At 61.6% G+C, this 15,866-nt stretch carries 16 protein-coding genes and 1 pseudogene; 5 read left to right on the top strand and 12 right to left on the bottom strand.

All coding sequences use genetic code 11. The features are described from left to right. Positions 1–86 precede the first annotated feature (86 nt). Both FJ434_RS06655 and FJ434_RS06650 read left to right on the top strand, forming a co-directional pair. A complete protein-coding gene (locus FJ434_RS06655; protein WP_140745510.1) occupies positions 87–389 on the top strand; it encodes a hypothetical protein in 303 nt (100 codons plus the stop codon). Positions 390–477: 88 nt separating this feature from the next. Then, on the top strand, positions 478–903 hold the full coding sequence (locus FJ434_RS06650) for a c-type cytochrome (RefSeq protein ID WP_140504053.1): 426 nt from the start codon (positions 478–480) through the stop codon (positions 901–903). Here FJ434_RS06650 and FJ434_RS06645 read toward each other — a convergent pair. The 7 genes from FJ434_RS06645 to FJ434_RS06615 all read right to left on the bottom strand — a co-directional run bounded on the left by FJ434_RS06645 (position 875) and on the right by FJ434_RS06615 (position 9,230). After that, a complete protein-coding gene (locus FJ434_RS06645) occupies positions 875–2,338 on the bottom strand; it encodes a cytochrome c (RefSeq protein ID WP_181165819.1) in 1,464 nt (487 codons plus the stop codon). The genes FJ434_RS06650 and FJ434_RS06645 overlap by 29 nt on opposite strands. Then, the gene (locus FJ434_RS06640; RefSeq protein WP_027144317.1) at positions 2,338–2,679 is read right to left on the bottom strand and encodes a hypothetical protein; all 342 of its coding nucleotides are present in this window, start codon (positions 2,677–2,679) and stop codon (positions 2,338–2,340) included. The genes FJ434_RS06645 and FJ434_RS06640 overlap by 1 nt, the downstream gene beginning before the upstream one ends. A gap of 1 nt (position 2,680) precedes the next feature. Continuing rightward, the gene (locus FJ434_RS06635; RefSeq protein ID WP_140504051.1) at positions 2,681–3,283 is read right to left on the bottom strand and encodes a cytochrome c oxidase subunit 3; all 603 of its coding nucleotides are present in this window, start codon (positions 3,281–3,283) and stop codon (positions 2,681–2,683) included. Continuing rightward, complete coding sequence (gene ctaD / locus FJ434_RS06630; RefSeq protein ID WP_140745512.1) at positions 3,280–5,220, bottom strand: cytochrome c oxidase subunit I; 1,941 nt, start codon at positions 5,218–5,220, stop codon at positions 3,280–3,282. Before ctaD ends, FJ434_RS06635 begins: the two co-directional genes overlap by 4 nt. After that, positions 5,217–6,245: a cytochrome c oxidase subunit II gene (coxB, locus tag FJ434_RS06625; protein WP_140504047.1), complete on the bottom strand. Its 1,029-nt coding sequence runs from the start codon at positions 6,243–6,245 to the stop codon at positions 5,217–5,219. Before coxB ends, ctaD begins: the two co-directional genes overlap by 4 nt. A gap of 210 nt (positions 6,246–6,455) precedes the next feature. Then, the gene (locus FJ434_RS06620) at positions 6,456–7,331 is read right to left on the bottom strand and encodes a cytochrome c oxidase assembly protein (protein ID WP_140745514.1); all 876 of its coding nucleotides are present in this window, start codon (positions 7,329–7,331) and stop codon (positions 6,456–6,458) included. 144 nt (positions 7,332–7,475) lie between these two features. Continuing rightward, positions 7,476–9,230 (bottom strand): thiamine pyrophosphate-dependent enzyme, encoded by a 1,755-nt coding sequence (locus tag FJ434_RS06615; RefSeq protein WP_140745515.1) that lies wholly within the window; start codon positions 9,228–9,230, stop codon positions 7,476–7,478. Between the two features lie 73 nt (positions 9,231–9,303). Between FJ434_RS06615 and FJ434_RS06610 the strand changes: the two genes are divergently transcribed. The 3 genes from FJ434_RS06610 to FJ434_RS06600 all read left to right on the top strand — a co-directional run bounded on the left by FJ434_RS06610 (position 9,304) and on the right by FJ434_RS06600 (position 12,177). Continuing rightward, positions 9,304–10,773 carry an Nramp family divalent metal transporter gene (locus tag FJ434_RS06610; protein WP_348640958.1) on the top strand — a complete coding sequence of 490 codons (1,470 nt, stop codon included), beginning with the start codon at positions 9,304–9,306 and terminating at the stop codon, positions 10,771–10,773. Between the two features lie 86 nt (positions 10,774–10,859). Then, complete coding sequence (locus tag FJ434_RS06605; RefSeq protein WP_140504042.1) at positions 10,860–11,354, top strand: hypothetical protein; 495 nt, start codon at positions 10,860–10,862, stop codon at positions 11,352–11,354. 238 nt (positions 11,355–11,592) lie between these two features. Beyond that, on the top strand, positions 11,593–12,177 hold the full coding sequence (locus tag FJ434_RS06600) for a sigma-70 family RNA polymerase sigma factor (RefSeq protein ID WP_181165831.1): 585 nt from the start codon (positions 11,593–11,595) through the stop codon (positions 12,175–12,177). On the opposite strand, the gene FJ434_RS29685 is transcribed toward FJ434_RS06600, so the two are convergent. The 5 genes and pseudogenes from FJ434_RS29685 to FJ434_RS06585 all read right to left on the bottom strand — a co-directional run bounded on the left by FJ434_RS29685 (position 12,178) and on the right by FJ434_RS06585 (position 15,789). After that, positions 12,178–12,330, bottom strand: coding sequence for a hypothetical protein (locus tag FJ434_RS29685; RefSeq protein ID WP_181165834.1), 153 nt, complete (start codon positions 12,328–12,330; stop codon positions 12,178–12,180). It lies immediately after the preceding gene. Between the two features lie 186 nt (positions 12,331–12,516). Further along, positions 12,517–12,735 (bottom strand): hypothetical protein, encoded by a 219-nt coding sequence (locus tag FJ434_RS29680; RefSeq protein WP_181165832.1) that lies wholly within the window; start codon positions 12,733–12,735, stop codon positions 12,517–12,519. A gap of 222 nt (positions 12,736–12,957) precedes the next feature. Continuing rightward, positions 12,958–13,608: pseudogene (locus FJ434_RS30090) on the bottom strand (methyltransferase domain-containing protein); the annotation flags it as partial. Positions 13,609–13,735: 127 nt separating this feature from the next. After that, the gene (locus tag FJ434_RS06590) at positions 13,736–14,728 is read right to left on the bottom strand and encodes a GNAT family N-acetyltransferase (RefSeq protein WP_140712620.1); all 993 of its coding nucleotides are present in this window, start codon (positions 14,726–14,728) and stop codon (positions 13,736–13,738) included. Next, positions 14,725–15,789 carry a glycosyltransferase family 4 protein gene (locus tag FJ434_RS06585; protein WP_140745520.1) on the bottom strand — a complete coding sequence of 355 codons (1,065 nt, stop codon included), beginning with the start codon at positions 15,787–15,789 and terminating at the stop codon, positions 14,725–14,727. The genes FJ434_RS06590 and FJ434_RS06585 overlap by 4 nt, the downstream gene beginning before the upstream one ends. Between the last annotated feature and the right edge of the window lie 77 nt (positions 15,790–15,866).

The following is a 15,866-nucleotide window of genomic DNA, read 5'->3' as shown; positions in this document are numbered from 1 at the left end:
ATTTCGCTGAAGATCGTTTCACTCGGAACATATAAGCGAGCGACTGGTTTGGTGGAGGCAGCACACACAACCAAGGGAGATCCTCCATGATTGTCAAACTTCTCTCCGCCACGGTGCTTGCGGTCGCTCTGGCCACATCGGCCATGGCACAGTCGAACGGCACCGGAACCAACAGCGGTTCAGGCTCGACATCCGGCATGACCAATGGCGCAAATGGGACCGGCACCGGCTCTGGTGCAGGGGTAACGCCCACCGATCCGAACGCTACTAGTTCGACAAAATCGTCGAGCGGCATGACCGACCGCTGCAAGGACGCCGCGGGCAACGACATCGACAACAACACCGCCTCCGGCGCGACAACGTCGAACATGCAGAACTGCAACAAATGAGCCGGTGGCTAGGAGCACCGCCCGAAGTCGCTCTTCTCTCCGGGGCGACCAATCGGGCGGCGTTCTCGTTGCAACGCTGCAGGCGCAGATGAGCCGACAGGCCGTCAAGCAGGCGCCATCGGCCCTGCCGTGGGCGGCAGGCGCTTCGGCGGCTACCCTTATTGCGTTGTCGGTCTGCGCGATCGGCTTGATGCGCAGCAGCAATCTGCGAGAAACCACCATCCTGCAGGCGGTCGGTGGGGATCCTGACCGCGCCGTCCCGGCAATGATCCGCAATGGCTGTGGCGGATGTCACGAAATTCCGGGAGTCCCTGGTGCCCGTGGCACCGTCGGTCCATCCCTGCGAGGCGTCGCCGAGAGAGAATATGTCGGGGCGTCGCGAACGTCCCCAGACGCGATGATGCGTTGGATCAGCAGGGCGCGCGACGTCGATCCCAAGACGGCCATGCCCAACACAAATCTGTCGCCCCAGGAGGCGCGCGACATCACCGCCTATCTCTATGCCCGAACGTGAGAGGCGTTGAGCGCAGTGCTGGGCGCAGTCGTTTTGCCAGCAGAAACAGTAGACCAAGGAGCAATCCGGCGCCTCCAACCGCCAGCGCCTGCCCCGCCAGAACCAGGACTGTCTGCGCCGTTGACGTGCCGGCCCGCATCTGACGCACGTCGGCCGCCGTAACGCGCGCTTCCGGATTTCCGAATTGCGCGGTCACATAATTTGCAAGTATCGCCACCTGGGCGTCGTCCAACCAGCCGGCGAAGGCCGCCATTGATTTGCGTTCCGCGACGTCACCAGCCTTGACGCCTTCGAGGATCGTCATGACGACATTGTCAGGCACGGCCGCGCCGGGGGAGGTGTTGTGGATCAGTGATGGGGCGGAGCCGTCCGCTGATCCGCCTCCATTTGCTCCATGACACCCCGAACAGAGCGATCGATAGAGATCGCCGCCGGCCGCGGTTCCGCTACCTTGCGCCTTGCTTCCAGCATTGTCCGCGATCGTGGGCACATTGCCCCATGAAAAACGCGGCTGCCTTTCGTCCCCGGGTTGTGCGGGCACATCCCTGAGATAGGCGACCATGGCACGGATGTCGTCGTCCGACAGATGTTGCAGGCTGTTCATGACCGTTTCCGCCATCGGGCCGCTTGCATATGCCTTTCCGGGCACGGCGCCGGTCTTGAGAAACCGAAACAGCTCTTCATCGCTCCAGCCGCCGACGCCTGCGATCTTGTCACGGGTGATGTTGAAGGCTTGCCAGATGCCGGCGCTGCCGCCGGCAAGCTTGCGATTGTCATCCATGCCGAACGTCGTATTTCTTGGCGTGTGACAGGCACCGCAGTGACCGAGCACTTCGACAAGATAGGCCCCTCTGTTCCATGCGGCGGTTCGGCTCCGATCCGGCATGAAACCGCCGCTGTGCAAGTTCGCGAGCTTCCACAGCGCCAGAGTCCATCGCTGGTTGAACGGAAAAGGCAGGATGTTTGCTGGGCGCGGCTGGGAGATCGGCGGCTGCGCCAGCAGATACGACCGGATCGCGAGCACGTCCTCGCGGTTCATCGCTGCGAAGCTGTCATAGGGCATGGCGGGATAAAGGTCGGCCCCGTCACGCCTGACGCCTTGCTGGACGGCTCGCACGAACTCGTCCGCGGAATAGCGCCCGATGCCCGTATCGAGGTCCGGTGTGATGTTGGTGGAAAAGACGTCGCCAAACGGCGTTGGGACGCGATAGCCTCCGGCGAATGGGCGGCTGGGATTGGACGTGTGGCAGCCGATGCAGTCGGCCGCCCGGGTAAGATATTCACCCTTCTGGATTTCGCTCGCCTGCAGGTGCGTGCAAAACGCCAACGATGCCAAAACGGACGCGATCGCATAAGAGATGGCGGCCGGGACTGGAGCGCTCACCGCATGCCGAAGCGCACGGCGGTGCACGGCCAGCCCGCTTCGTGGCGCCATCACAGTTCGCACCCGCTGAAGGTCAGCCCTGCCAACATTTGTGTCAGCATCACGAGCGTGAACAGCGCTCCAATGCCGACCGAAGTCCTGGCCAGAAACATGCGAGTGCGCGCTTTAAGGGGCGGGCTCGTGCCATGGCCTCGGTCATGAATCGCGCGCCACGACAGCAGCGCGCCTGCCGTGGCGGCGGCGGCACCTATCAACGAGAACAAGGCAGTGGGCCAAAAGCTGGCGTGGCATTGCCAGAACGCGGTTGAATAATCGAGCTGCAGCGTTATGGCCCACGCGGCTGGTCCACTGACCAGGCCTGCCCAGGAAACGCCGGTGCGGATCGCCTGCATCTCACATCCTCGGGGCCCAGTAGATGATAAGATAGAGCACGACCCATGAGACGACCACGAAGTCCCAATAGAAGGCGTTGTCCGAGACGTCGCTGAAGCGTCGGCCGGCCTTGCCTTTTTGCGTGAACATGAGAGCCGCAAGGACGATCGTGTCCCCGACATCGGTAAGGAGATGCGTTGTGTGCAGCCCGAGCAGGAACCAGACGATCGAGCCGTACGCGTTCTGATCCCAGGAAATCCGCAGCGCCGGAAATTCCCAGACACGAACGATCAGCGGAAGAATTCCGGCGATCGACATGATGATCATGCCAAGGCGAACTTTCGCGAGGTCCTGACGGCGCGCCCAAAGTTCGAGCAGATGGTTGGGCACGATGCTCGCCAGCAGAATAACCAATACTGTCGTGCCTGGCAGCAGATCTGGTGCCGGCGCCCCGATCGGCCAATGCGGGGCCAGCACAGCCAGATAGAAATAGGTGCCGATCGCCAAGGCGAAACCCGTCGCCTCAAGGGCGATGAAGGCAAGGGTTCCCCACCACATCGGGCTCGCCGCCCCGAAATCATATGTGGGCAGGTGGCTGACATCGGCGACAGGGCGCTGCCTCATTCCTCGTCCTCCGGTTCGCCTTTCGGCCAGAACCAGCAGATGAAGCCAATCGAGACCGGTATAGCGCCCCAGACCACCGCCCATGGCGTGAATATCGAGCCAAGAAATGCGCCGCCAACCGCGATGGCCGAGAGCAGCGGCCAAATCGAATTGTCGGCCGATGGCACCCTCAGTTGCGGCACCGCGTCGGCGACCGTGCCGGCGAGCACCTCGCGGGCATCGACGCGCAGGCCTTCGACGACGAGGAGCATGTCGGGTTCGGCCCAGAGCGGTTCGCGGTGGTTTACCACCGGCAGCCGCGAAAAATCGTAGGAGGGCGGCGGCGAAGTCGTCGCCCATTCGAGCGTGCTCGCCTGCCAGGGATTATCTCCGGCAATGCGGCCGTTGCGAAGGCTGAGCAGGATGTTCAGGAAGAAAAGCGCAAAACCGGCGAACACCACCAGCGACGAGAGGCTGATGAAGAGGTTCATCTCGCCCCAGCCGCTCGCCGGCGGATAGGTGTAAACACGGCGCGGCATGCCTTGCAGACCCAGAATGTGCATGGGGAAGAAGGTGAAATTGAACCCGAGAAAGACCAGCCAGAAGTTCCAGCGGCCAAGCCTTTCAGACAGCATGCGGCCGGTGATCTTGGGGAACCAGTAATAGACGGCGCCGAGCAGGGGAAAGACGGCGCCGCCGACCAGCACGTAATGGAAATGGGCAACCACGAAATAGGTGTCGTGCACCTGCAGGTCGAGCGGTACCGAGGCGACCATGACCCCGGTCAGTCCGCCGATCACGAAGGTGAAGATGAAGCCGAGCACGAAAAGCATGGGCGTGCCGAAGCTCGGCCGGCCGTCCCAGATCGTCGCGATCCAGCAGAAGATCTGAATGCCGCTCGGAATGGCGATCATCATCGAGGAAGCGGTGAAGAAGCTCTCGCCGAGCTGGGGCAGACCGGTGGCGAACATGTGGTGCACCCACAGGCCAAAGGAGAGGAAGCCGATCGCGACCAGCGACAGCACGATCCCGAGATAGCCGAAGACCGGGCGCCGGGCGAAGGTCGGCAGGATCGCGGAGACAAAGCCGGTCGCCGGAATGAAGATAATGTAGACCTCGGGATGACCGAAGAACCAGAACAGATGCTGCCACAGCAGTGCATCTCCCCCCGCGGCAGGATCGAAAAATTTCGTGCCGACCAACCGGTCGAGGATCAGCATCGTGCTCGATACCATCACCGCGGGCATGGCGAACAGTATGACGAAAGCGGTGACGAGGACCGACCAGACATAGAGCGGGATGCGGTCGAGCGACATGCCCGGCGCGCGTTGTTTGAACACTGTCGCAATGATCTCGACAGCGACCGCGAGTGCGGACACTTCCGTATAAGTCACCATCTGCGCCCAGAAATCGGGGCGCTTACCGATGCCGTATTCAGGTCCGGCGAGCGGAACATAGGAGAACCAGCCGGCGTCGGCGCCGGTTTCGAAGGCAAAGGCGATCCAGATCATCAGCCCGCCAAAAAGATAGACCCAGTAGCTGAAGGCATTGAGGCGCGGGAAGGCGACATTGCGGGTCCCGATCATCAGCGGCACCAGGTAGATGGCGAACGCCTCCATCACCGGTACGGCGAACAGAAACATCATCGTCGTGCCATGCATGGTGAACAGCTGGTTGTAGAGATCGGGACCGATGTAGCCGGCTTCGGGCCGGGCAAGCTGGAACCGCATCGCCAGCGCGGACAGACCTGCAAGGATGAGGAACAGGAAAGCCGTCACGATATAGCGCCGGCCGATCAGCTTGTGATCGACAGTGACCAGCCAGCCATAGAGGCCTTTCGGCGTTCGCCAGGCATGCGCCAGAAAGGCGCGCAGCCTCGCCTCATCGAGGCCGGTGTCCCGCACGCCTTTCAGCACCTCCTGTTCATGCTCGGCTGACGTTCCCGCAACGCCGCTCATTCAAGGCTTCCAAGATAGGTGACGACGGCATTGAGATCGTCGGCGCTGAGGGCAATGCGCGGCATCTTGGCGCCGGGCTTCATGGACTGCGGATCGGCTATCCAGGCAGCAAGCGCCCCTGGGGTGATGGCCAACGTATCCGCAGCCAGTGCGCGGCGGCTTGCGAGATGGGTAAGATCAGGTCCAAGCGTTCCGCTGGCCGGTGTGCCTCTTATCGTGTGGCAGAGTGCACAGCCGGTAGAAAGAAAAGCCCGCTGGCCGCGGCGTTCTTCTTCGCCGGCGGGCGCCGGCGCCGCGGCGTCCTGCCTGGATCGCCACGCATCGAAAGCTTCGCGGCTTTCCGCAACGACGGTGATGGCCATATGGGCGTGCTGATAGCCGCAGAACTCGGCGCATTGGCCGCGATAGGTTCCGGGTTTGTCCGCAATAAGCGTGAGCTCGCTTGGCCGGCCCGGGATGAGATCCCTTTTGCCGGCGAGGCTTGGCACCCAGAAGCTATGAATGACATCGAGCGAATCGAGCTCGACCTTGACCGGGTCGCCAACGGGAATATGGATCTCGTTTGCCGTGACGATCGCTTGCGACGGTTCATTCCCGAAGTAACGGACCTCCCACCACCATTGATGCCCGGTGACCCGGACGGTGAGCGTTTCCGTTCCGCTCAGCGAAGCAATGGATTTGCCCGCGAAAAAGCTCATCGTCGTCAGTATGACGAGCACGAGAACGGTCAAAGCGATGGCGCTTGCGACAAGGCGCGTAAACCGACGTTCCTGCCGGAGATCGATCTCAAGTGGCAAATGCGTTGTCTCGGTCGGAGGGCGACGCAGAAGCGCTGCCGCCAAGACCAGCATGACAAGCAGCCATGTGCCCGTCGCAACCGCGCTGAAGGACCAGATCAGGTCGAGGATCCTTCGGGCATTCGCACCGTGTGGATGAAGCGCGGACTGCCAGTCGCTGCATCCAGCCAGGACCAGCATTGGCGCTGTGCTGGCCCACTGTTTTGGCCATGTGCAGGTGAGCGGCATCAGCGGTCGTTTCCGCGTACGAGGGTGGGCCGCCGGACTCACGCACCTTGCCATGAAGGATCCACCATCGTTGTCAAGGCCATAACGCGGTTGGTTGCAAAAGGATGCTTGGCAACGCTACCGTCCCTGGAAAGAGCGCGAACTCAGGGAATACTTTGTCGAACCAAGGCGAGGGGCGGCCGTTCTTCAGCATACGGCGGAAGCGCGGCTCTAGATGATGGGCAGGTGGGAAGCGTGCCGCCGCCCGCTTGTTCCAATCCAGAAAGCGGCCAGGAGCAGTGCGGCTCCGCCATAGATCAGGCCGGCCGGAATCCACATCAACAGGCCCGCCAATTGCTGATCCTCGAGTGGGCTGAGGCCCCACAGTTTCGAGCCGATGGCATTTTCCGGGTACCACAGCCTGCGCGAAACGACAAACAATGCCCCGAGCAAGCCGGTGTGCAGCGAGGTGAAGAAAAGATGCATGACCGCACCGCCACAGTCTTGTTCGCGGCCAGGGCGGGGCAGCAGCACCCACCAGAACAGAAGCCCGGTGCCGAGAAAACTCGCATGCTGGGCATAGTGCAGAAAGCCCTGCTGGAGCGCAGCCTCAAACAGCGCTGGAACATGCCATGTCCATATCGCGATTCCGTGCAGGAAAGTCGCGACCACAGGGCGGCTCATGACAGCCCAGATCACCTGAAATATGTTTGTGTGCCCAGCCGCGCCGAGCGTCTGGCGCAGCCGCGCGGGCAGCGCCCACATCATTGCCGCCATCGGTCGGGAAGCGACCAGCAGCGGTGCCGCGATGGCCATCAGCAGTTCGTGCTCGACCATGTGAGCGGCAAACACATGTTCGCCCAATGCGTGGATCGGGCTTACAAGCGCGACCGCCAGTGCGGCCCAGCCGGCGAAAAACAGCAAGGCCTGCCGCGACCGCAAAGGACGTCCGTGTGCGCTCCGACGCCAGAGCCGGCTGGCGCCAGCAATGTACAGCGACACAGCCGCCGCGAGCGGAAATGTAATCGGAAACGCCAGCGTCCAACCGGCTTGCGGGGCGCCGCTGCCATAGCAGATAGAAGTCGAGAAGAGTGCGTCGAAGCTCATGGCACGCCTCTGGGGCACTGCTCTCCTGGCTGCATTTCGCGGCTCCAGAGTATTTCCGGCGAAAACAGGTTCGCCTCCAATGCTCTATATGTTTGTTACGCAATTCCGAACGCAAAACCGCTTCGCATTTTCGCGGGAATTGCTCTAGGCATCCATCATCGACTTCGCCGGCTCCCGAGCGATATTTTCTTCGATGCGCTCGTGCCCCGGCGTCTGCGGCAAGGCCTGGCGGAAATTCTTGGCATAGTCGGGCGGCATCCTGGGCGGCATCAACGGCTCATAGGCGTCGACCAGCGCTTCGATCACAACCGGACCTTCGGTTGCGAAGGCCTCATCGAGAATAGTCTCGATCTGATCGGCCCGCTCGATGCGAAAACCGCTTGCGCCCATCGCTTCCGCCGCCTTGGCAAAATCGATCGGCTGCAGTTCGCAACCGAATTGCGGATTACCCAGAAACATCATCTGCTCCCAGGCGATCTGATTGAGCATGTTGTTCTTGATGACCAGAATCTTCAGCGGAATCTTGTAGCGCACCGCCGTCGAGAATTCGCCCAGCTGCATGGCAAAACCTCCGTCTCCCACGATAGCGGCGACCGGTCGACCGGGAAATGCAATGCCGGCGGCGATGGCATAGGTAAGGCCGCAAGCCATGGATGCCAGCGATCCGGATACGCCAAACGCCTGGCCCCTTCGAAGATCGACATGGCGGGCGGCAAGCTCCGTGTTCTGACCGGAGTCGGTGGCCAGCACCGTGTCGTCGGCCAGTCTTTGGCCGAACGCCCGGGCAATCGTTTGCGGCTTCAGCGGATGCGTTCGCGCGTCTTCGGATTGCCTCATCATCTGGCGCCATCTCGTCATGGTTTTCTGGGCGTGTTGCAGGAATTCACCGGAAGGCTTTTGGGTCAGACGTTGATTGAGCGCGCGCAATGTCTCGGCGGCGTCCCCGACAAGGCCGGCCTCGACCGGAAAGCGCAGGCCAATGCGCTGCGCATCGCAGTCGATCTGGACGCCACGGGCCTGCCCGGGCTTGGGGTAGTATTCGATGTAGGGGAAGGTGGAACCGACGATCAGCACCGCGTCGCAGGTCTCCATCGCTTCTTGTGAAGCCAGGGTTCCGAGGATGCCTATCCCGCCGGTCGTGTGAGGATGGTCGTCCGGCAGCACCGCCTTGCCCAGCAAGGCCTTCGCGACAGGTGCTTGCAGCAGATGCGCGGCATGTTCGAGTTCCGCGGCCGCGCCGATGGCGCCGCGTCCGGCCAGGATCGTCACTCGCGAGGCGCGGTTCAGAATGGCGGCTGCTTCGTCAAGCTCGGCGTCCGGCGGCATGGTGTGGCCGGCGAACATTTGCTGCGGCGTGTGCGCCGGGCGGTTGCGTTTGCTGCGCTTTGAGGGATTGCCCTCTTGCTCCTGCACGTCACTGGCAATCGAAAGATGGGCGACGCCCTTACGCGCCAGCGCGGTTCGGCAGGCGAGGCTGGCAACATTTTCCATATGCGCGGCATCGGAGACATGGGCGTTGTATACGGAGACATCGTTGAACACGCGCGTCAGATCGACATCCTGCTGCGTGAACGTCTCGATCAGATCGTGGAACTGCATGCCCGTGATCGCAAGCACCGGAGCCTGGTCGAGCTTGGCGTCGTAAAGGCCGGTCAGAAGATGCGTTCCGCCGGGACCGGACGTTGCCAGGCAGACGCCTAGCTTTCCTGTCCATTTGGCGTAGGCGCACGCTATGAAGGCAGCCGACTCTTCGTGCCGGACCTGCACGAAGGCTATCTTGTCCCGCCGGGTGCGCAGCGCCTCCATGACGCCGTTTATGCCGTCTCCCGGCAAGCCGAACACCACGTCCACGTCCCAGGCGATGAGTGTGTCGACGAGAATTTCTGCTGCATTTGCCATGTCAGGATCGCTCCGGTGATAGGGCCGAACCGGTGAAGCACAGGTTGGTTCCTTCATCACAAGAAATCGTGACATGTCGGAAAGCGGCGGCCGGGGCGGCTGTCGGGACCCCGACGGTCTCCAGGAACAAAAAGCCTTACCAGTGGTTCGAGCCGCGTCTTGGCGCAGCTTCAATCCCGCTTTGTCGGCACCTGGTTGGAATGTTTGTCATGACGTTTTGCATGCCCTCGGTAAAGATGCGCTTCCAATGAGCGAGCCACTGGATAGTGCCGGCCAGAGGAAAAGCGAGCGAAAGGAAGGCGGCGTTGTCCGGGCCCTCGGGCTTGGACTGATTACCGGCGCGGCTGACGACGATTGTTCGGCGATCGGTACCTACGCCAGTGCCGGAGCCCGATTTGGGCCCGACCTGCTGTGGACGGCACCGGTTACTCTGCCGATGATGTATCTCGTCGTCTATCTTTCATCCAAACTTGGTCAGGTTTCGGGTCGTGGGCTATTCAAGGTCATATCCGATTTCTATCCGCGTTGGCTGCTATGGTCTGTTCTGACGGGCGTGCTGATTGGCAATACGATCGAGGCGGCCGCCGACCTTGGCGCCATGTCGGCGGCCGTTATGTTGTTCGTTCCGCTGCCTGGTCCACTGATCGTCATTGTCGTCGCGATCGTCATTTTTGCCCTGCAGGTATTTGGATCCTACACCTTGATCCGCGATGTGTTCCGATGGCTGGCGCTGGCGCTGCTTGCCTATGTGGTCTCCGCCCTGCTTGCCAAACCGGATGCGGCTTCGGTCCTGCGCGGCACGCTGCTGCCAAGGATCGAGTTCAGCCGCGAATACCTGTCCATCCTGGTCGCCATCGTCGGAACGACCCTCTCCGCATACCTTTACACATGGCAGTCGAACCAGGAGGTGGAGGAGGAGATTGCCAAGGGCAGAACGACCCTTGAAGAGCGAAAGGGCGCCACCGAGGGCGAACTCCGCCGATCCCGCCGCGATATCCTGATCGGCATGACGTTCTCCAATCTGATCATGTATTTCATCATTCTTTCGACAGGGTCGACGCTCTACAAGGCCGGCCAGACTCAGATCGACACCGCGGCGCAGGCCGCCGAAGCGCTGCGGCCGCTTGCCGGCGATGCGGCGGGAATTCTTTTTGCCGCAGGCGTAATTGGCGTCGGCTTTCTGGCTGTGCCGGTCATGACGGCTGGCGCTGCCTTCGATTTCGCCCAAGCGATGGGATGGAAGAATGGGTTGAATGCCAAACCCCGGCAGGCCCCTAAATTCTACATGGCGATCGGGACAATTACATTGGTGGCGGTGGGTCTCAATTTCCTCGGCTTCAATCCGATGAAAGCCATGGTCTGGTCGGGCATCGTGCAAGGGTTTTCCACGCCTCCGCTCCTGCTTCTCATTCTCATCATGACGAACAATCGCAAGATCATGGGTGACAAGGTCAACAGCAAAAGCACGAACATCCTGGGTGGCGCGACGACCCTGGCGATTTTTTCGGCGTCGGCGGGTCTGGCGGCAAGCTGGTTCCTGTGATTCGCGGGACGTGAAGTATCTTCAGGCGTGGCGGAACATCGGCGATCAATTGTCGTTGACACGCTTGTGAGAGAGAGGACACCGCCATGTCAAACTTCCAGGCCGCCACTCCGGATCGTCTGCGGCAACTCAGGCTTGAGGCTTCAGCTCATTTCACTCCGATGATGCTGCACGAAGCATTGCTGCGGCTTTCCCACGCCTGTGGAGGTGAAAGCCTTGAGCGGTTCGAGAAGGCCATGGTCGCCCAGATCGAAGCGACGAAGGACGACCGGGCCGATTTCGAAACGATCAAGGAATTCGCGATCGAGCAGCTTTATGCCGTGATCCGGGAAGCGAACGATTCGCCAAAGAAGAAACAGTCGCTGGAAAAGACAGAAACCCGCAGGACGCCCGGCCGCTCCGAAGAACCGCAGACGCTCGAGGATCAACTGCAGGCCGGGTTGGAGGATTCTTTTCCCGCGAGCGACCCGCCAGCGGTCGTGTCCACAGCCATTCCAGGCGGAGCAAAGAAGCTGGTCGGGACCGACGAGGTGCTGAAAAAGCAGCGAGAAGAGGCGGCCAAAGAGACCGGCCAATCATAAGGCCGCAATGTGAGCCAAAGGCGTGGCTGCAAACCAGGCCCGCAGGGCTTTTAACTGCCGGTGTGCGGCTTTGTTCCCAAAAGAACGGGTGCGCCGCCGATCCATCACTGAAGCAGGCGTCATCGTTGCGGCCTGCCGAATTTCTGAAGAGTTGTCCTCGGCGCGAGGAACGAACCAAACTTCCATGCATTTAGCAGGGGGCTGCATTCGTACACTCTTTCTTCTGGGAGCTGGACCATTGTCATCCGGAGGCTACATTTCGGCCGATCAGGAAACCAATGAAGTTTCCATCGTTGACCTCATACCCGCCCTCCGGGCTTTCGCGCGCACCTTCTGTCGCGTCCCCGACGATGCCGACGATCTGGTGCAGGAGACGCTGACCAAGGGGCTCGCCAACATCGACAAGTTCGAACCCGGCACACGCATGAAATCGTGGCTCTTCACCATCATGCGCAACACTTACTATACCCGGATCAAGATTGCTGCCCGGGAAGCGCCAGGCCTGCTCGACTGTGCATCTTCAAGGCCGATTTCGGAAGCGACCCAGGAATGGAGCGTTCAGAGCAAGGAAGTTCACGGCGCCATTCAAAGGCTACCCGAACACCAACGCGAGGTTCTGATGCTGATCGGCGTTCTGGGAGTAAGCTATGAGGAAACGGCCGAGATATGCGGCTGCGCGGTAGGGACGGTCAAAAGTCGGCTGAATCGTGCCCGCGCCAATATTCTCGAGTTGCTTGGGGAGAGTTCACTGCAGACATTGATGGAGAGACGAAATCATCTATCGGATGGTCAACTCGGTATCGAGGGTGACAGCCGCAGATAGTCAGTTCTTCACGTCACGTCGACGCTTCTCGATCAGCGCGTTTTGCAACTCCATCGCCAGCCTGGTCAGCCGGTCTGGAATTTTTTCCTGCTCTATGGCGTCGAGGAGAGAAGTGATCTCCTGGTCCATAGCCAGACCGAATTGTGGGTCCACCGTATCATCCCTCGAACGAGACATCCAAATTCTCTTGATAATAGCAGTCCCTTGACCTTAGTGTGGTGACAAATGCTCGAGATTACAAGGCGATGTCCACCGCCGGCATGATTACCGGCGGCCCTTGCACAGGTTTATTTCCTTAATCTTACATCGCCACGGGCCAAGAATGCGGTGTGACGCCGTTCAATCCTTCGGCAACTGGTTCGCGGCATGGTCCTGATATTGATCGGACTTGATGCGATTGCCATCCAGTCCGCGCTCCTCGCTGTGTTGTTTCTTGTCGCGATTGGACAGAACCGCGTTTCCTCCGACCTTGTCCTTGGGCAGGTCGGTCATCGCGCCGGCGCCGGTACCCTTGCCCTGGGTGCCGCGGCCGAAATGTTTTTTGTCGCCGGATGCCATGATTTCCTCCTTCGGATCGGTGACGCTCTTCAGCGCCTCTTGTTCGACGTCCGAACTGGCGGCGCGGGGTAATGTTCCGCCGTCACGAGCAAGCAGGAAGGCGTCGCCATCCCATGACCGAAACGGCTTCTCGCCATTGATGACGACCCGCAATTGGTGAGCTTCCGCCAGGCGGCCGATATCGGCGCGGTCCAAAAAAAGCGATCCGCGATAGGAATAGTTCAGCAGGGCCAGCCAGCCCGGTCGTTTCAGAATGCGTGCGATCTCATCGAAATGCCGCTCGGCCATGCCGGCCAGAACCAGATAAGGAAAGCTGTCGACCGCCAGCACGCAATCGAAACTGCTGTCGTCGAATTCGGTCAGATCAAGACCGCAGGTTTGCCGCAACTCGACATTGCCCAACGCGGCGCATCGGTCGGAGGCAACGGAGATCATCCGCGAGGATATATCGATGCCGACCATCCGGTTGAATGATTTGGCAAGCGCACGCTCGAAACGGCCGATGCCGCAACCAATGTCCAGAATGTCCCGGCCGGTTCCGGTGAAGTCCTGCTCCTTGAGCCATGCAGCGACTTCCTCGGTCGTGGCCGACAGCCTTTCCTCATCACCGAGCGATGCGAGCTGGACACTCGCTGTTTGCGAAATCGCTGCCGCCGCATCGAAGCTCAACGCCAGCCGCCTGACGACAGCGGCATCGGTCTCGCCGTCGTCGCGTGCGTGCCGAACGGCCGCTCCCGTCGCTCGCAAGGTGGCAAAGGCGCCGGGTTTGCGGCGAAGCAGCCCGGCTACCTCTTGCAGCCGTTCCGTTTCTTGCGAATTCGAGGGAACGATCTCCAGCACGATCTCCGCCAATTCCGCCACCCTGATCTCCATCCCCAGGTGAAGCGCCAGCCTGGCGACGACGGCTTCGGCGCAAACACCATCGGCCATGCAGCCTTCTATGACCGATCTAATCGCCATCCGGCGCTGGGCGGATTTTGACCCGGCTGCACTCATGCTATCAGCTCCGCGTCCAGATCCTGCGCATCGTCCACCTGTCGATGGCGCCCCAGCCGTATTTGTAGGCCTCCTGACCACGCAGGAAATCGAACTCGCGGGCACCCTCGCGGATCGACTCCGCGATCGCGTGGCCGATCAGGATCGCACCTGGACTCTCCTCGGCATAGGCAGGGTCGAAGCCGCCGAGATAGGCATAGGCGCGACCGCGATGGTGGAAGCCGTAATAGGCGCCGACGGTCTTGCCATCGATTGCCAACAGCCAGCATCGGACCAGGCCGCGAGCGTCGAGCAAGGGTACTGCGCGCCTGTGGAATTGCTCCACGGCGACATCGGCCAACACGCCACCTCCGTGTCCGGCCCAGCGCGCGTGGTGCAGGCGGATCAACTGGTCGAGGAAACTTTGGGCATCGCCTCGTGCCGACGACAACGCGGTCCGGCCGCGTCTGGACGCCGCCTGGCGCGCCCGTCGCAACTGCCGCCTGCGTCGGGAGGGCACGCAGCCCGCAAGGGTTTCGTCGCCGGCGATGGCGAGCACGGGGCAAGCGCCATGTGCGGCTGGCCGCCCCGCCTTCAGATCGGGGTGTGTAACCGCAAGACCGGCACCGCCTTCCGGCAAATCCGACAGAATCCATTGCGACCAGCCGACCGAGAGGATCTTTTCGGCAATGATCGCGACGACCTGAGCCTCGGTGCCGGGGACACACAGGATGTCCAGATAGTCGCTGAGCGAGATGCCGACCGGAAGAAGTTTCGACCCAGCGGTTCCGTGCTCGAGATAGAGCGGCGCCAGCCCAATCAGATCGCCTCCGCGCCAGACCGCGACCGTCGCCAGGTCGCCGGGCGCGAATGTGCGCCACCATGGCACCAGCCAAGCGGGAGATTGAAACGGCGTCGCCGAGGAACTCTGCTCCCACAATCTCCACCAATGCGGCGCAAGGGTATCGAACCGCGCCGGATCATCGATGATCTCGCTGCGCAACACAGGCTTGCTCACGGTGTGGCGGCGAGGCGCCCGGCATCGGTGCCGAGTCGTGCCAGCGCTTGATAGGCGTCCATATAAGACGAGATCATTCGTTCCAGCGAAAACCGCCGCCGCGCCTCGGCCCGGCATGTCTCGGCGTCCAGGCTGGACGCCGCAATGATGGCTTGCGCCATCTCGTCGATCGTATTGACGAGAAAGCCTGTCCTGCCGTGCTCGATGACATCGGGAAGCGCACCATTCGGAAAGGCGACAACCGGTGTGCCGCAGGCCAGCGCCTCCATGGCGACAAGTGAGCTGGTCTCGGCGGCAAGGCTCGGAATGACCAGACAGCGCGCTGCGTTAAGAAAGCGCCGCTTGGCGGTGAAACCGAGCGGACCAAGGAAGCGGCGGCGGCCATCGAGGCGAGGTTGGACCTCGTCGCGAAAGTAGCGCGCGTGCGTTTCATAGGGATAGACCTTGCCGCCGACAACCAGCGGCACACCTGCTTGCTTGGCTGCGTCCAACGCCAGGTGGATGCCCTTTTCCGGGCAGATCCGGCTGAGAACCAATGCGAACTCGCGCTTCGCTTGCGGCAGGCTGAGCGCCTCTATGTCGACGCCGTTCGGAATCGGCGCCGCCAGTCTGGCGCCTGATGGCGCGGTTTTCTGCTGGGCGGCCGAGACCGCATGAAGCCACAGGTCGTCGCGCGTCGGGCGCAGTGCCTCGGCCGGATACCAGTCCAGCGGCAGGTGAAGCGTCACCAAGGTCGGGCCATCGTCTGGCAGATAGGCATCGAAATCGATGCCATGCAGATGAACCACATTGATCGGCCAACTGGCGCGGGCAGCGGCGATCGCGGTGCGATGAGCCTGCTGCGCGCGGCTCTTGGCCGCCTCGTCGAGCACGCCACTTTCCGCCGGTGTCTCCACAAGCGTGCCGCTCGCGCTGGAGCCCCGGCAGCCGACGACGATCGACCGGTGACCCGTGCGAACCAGTGCCCGATCGAGCATCGACAGGACCTGCTCGGCACCCCCGACCGCATCAGGTCCGACAGGCGCAAGGGGATAGGCGACATTGAGGACGGTGAGCGTCATGGCCGGCCGAGCCACGGTGTCAGAGGCAGTGAATTGGTGGACCCGTGAGCTTCCACTTCGGTCAATGCATCCAATGA

The sequence above is a fragment of the Mesorhizobium sp. B2-5-13 genome (assembly GCF_006440535.1).
GTDB classification, from domain to species: Bacteria; Pseudomonadota; Alphaproteobacteria; order Rhizobiales; family Rhizobiaceae; genus Mesorhizobium; species Mesorhizobium salmacidum.
The sequence above is the reverse complement of the archived record's forward strand: the minus strand, read 5'-3'. Positions and strand labels throughout refer to the sequence as shown.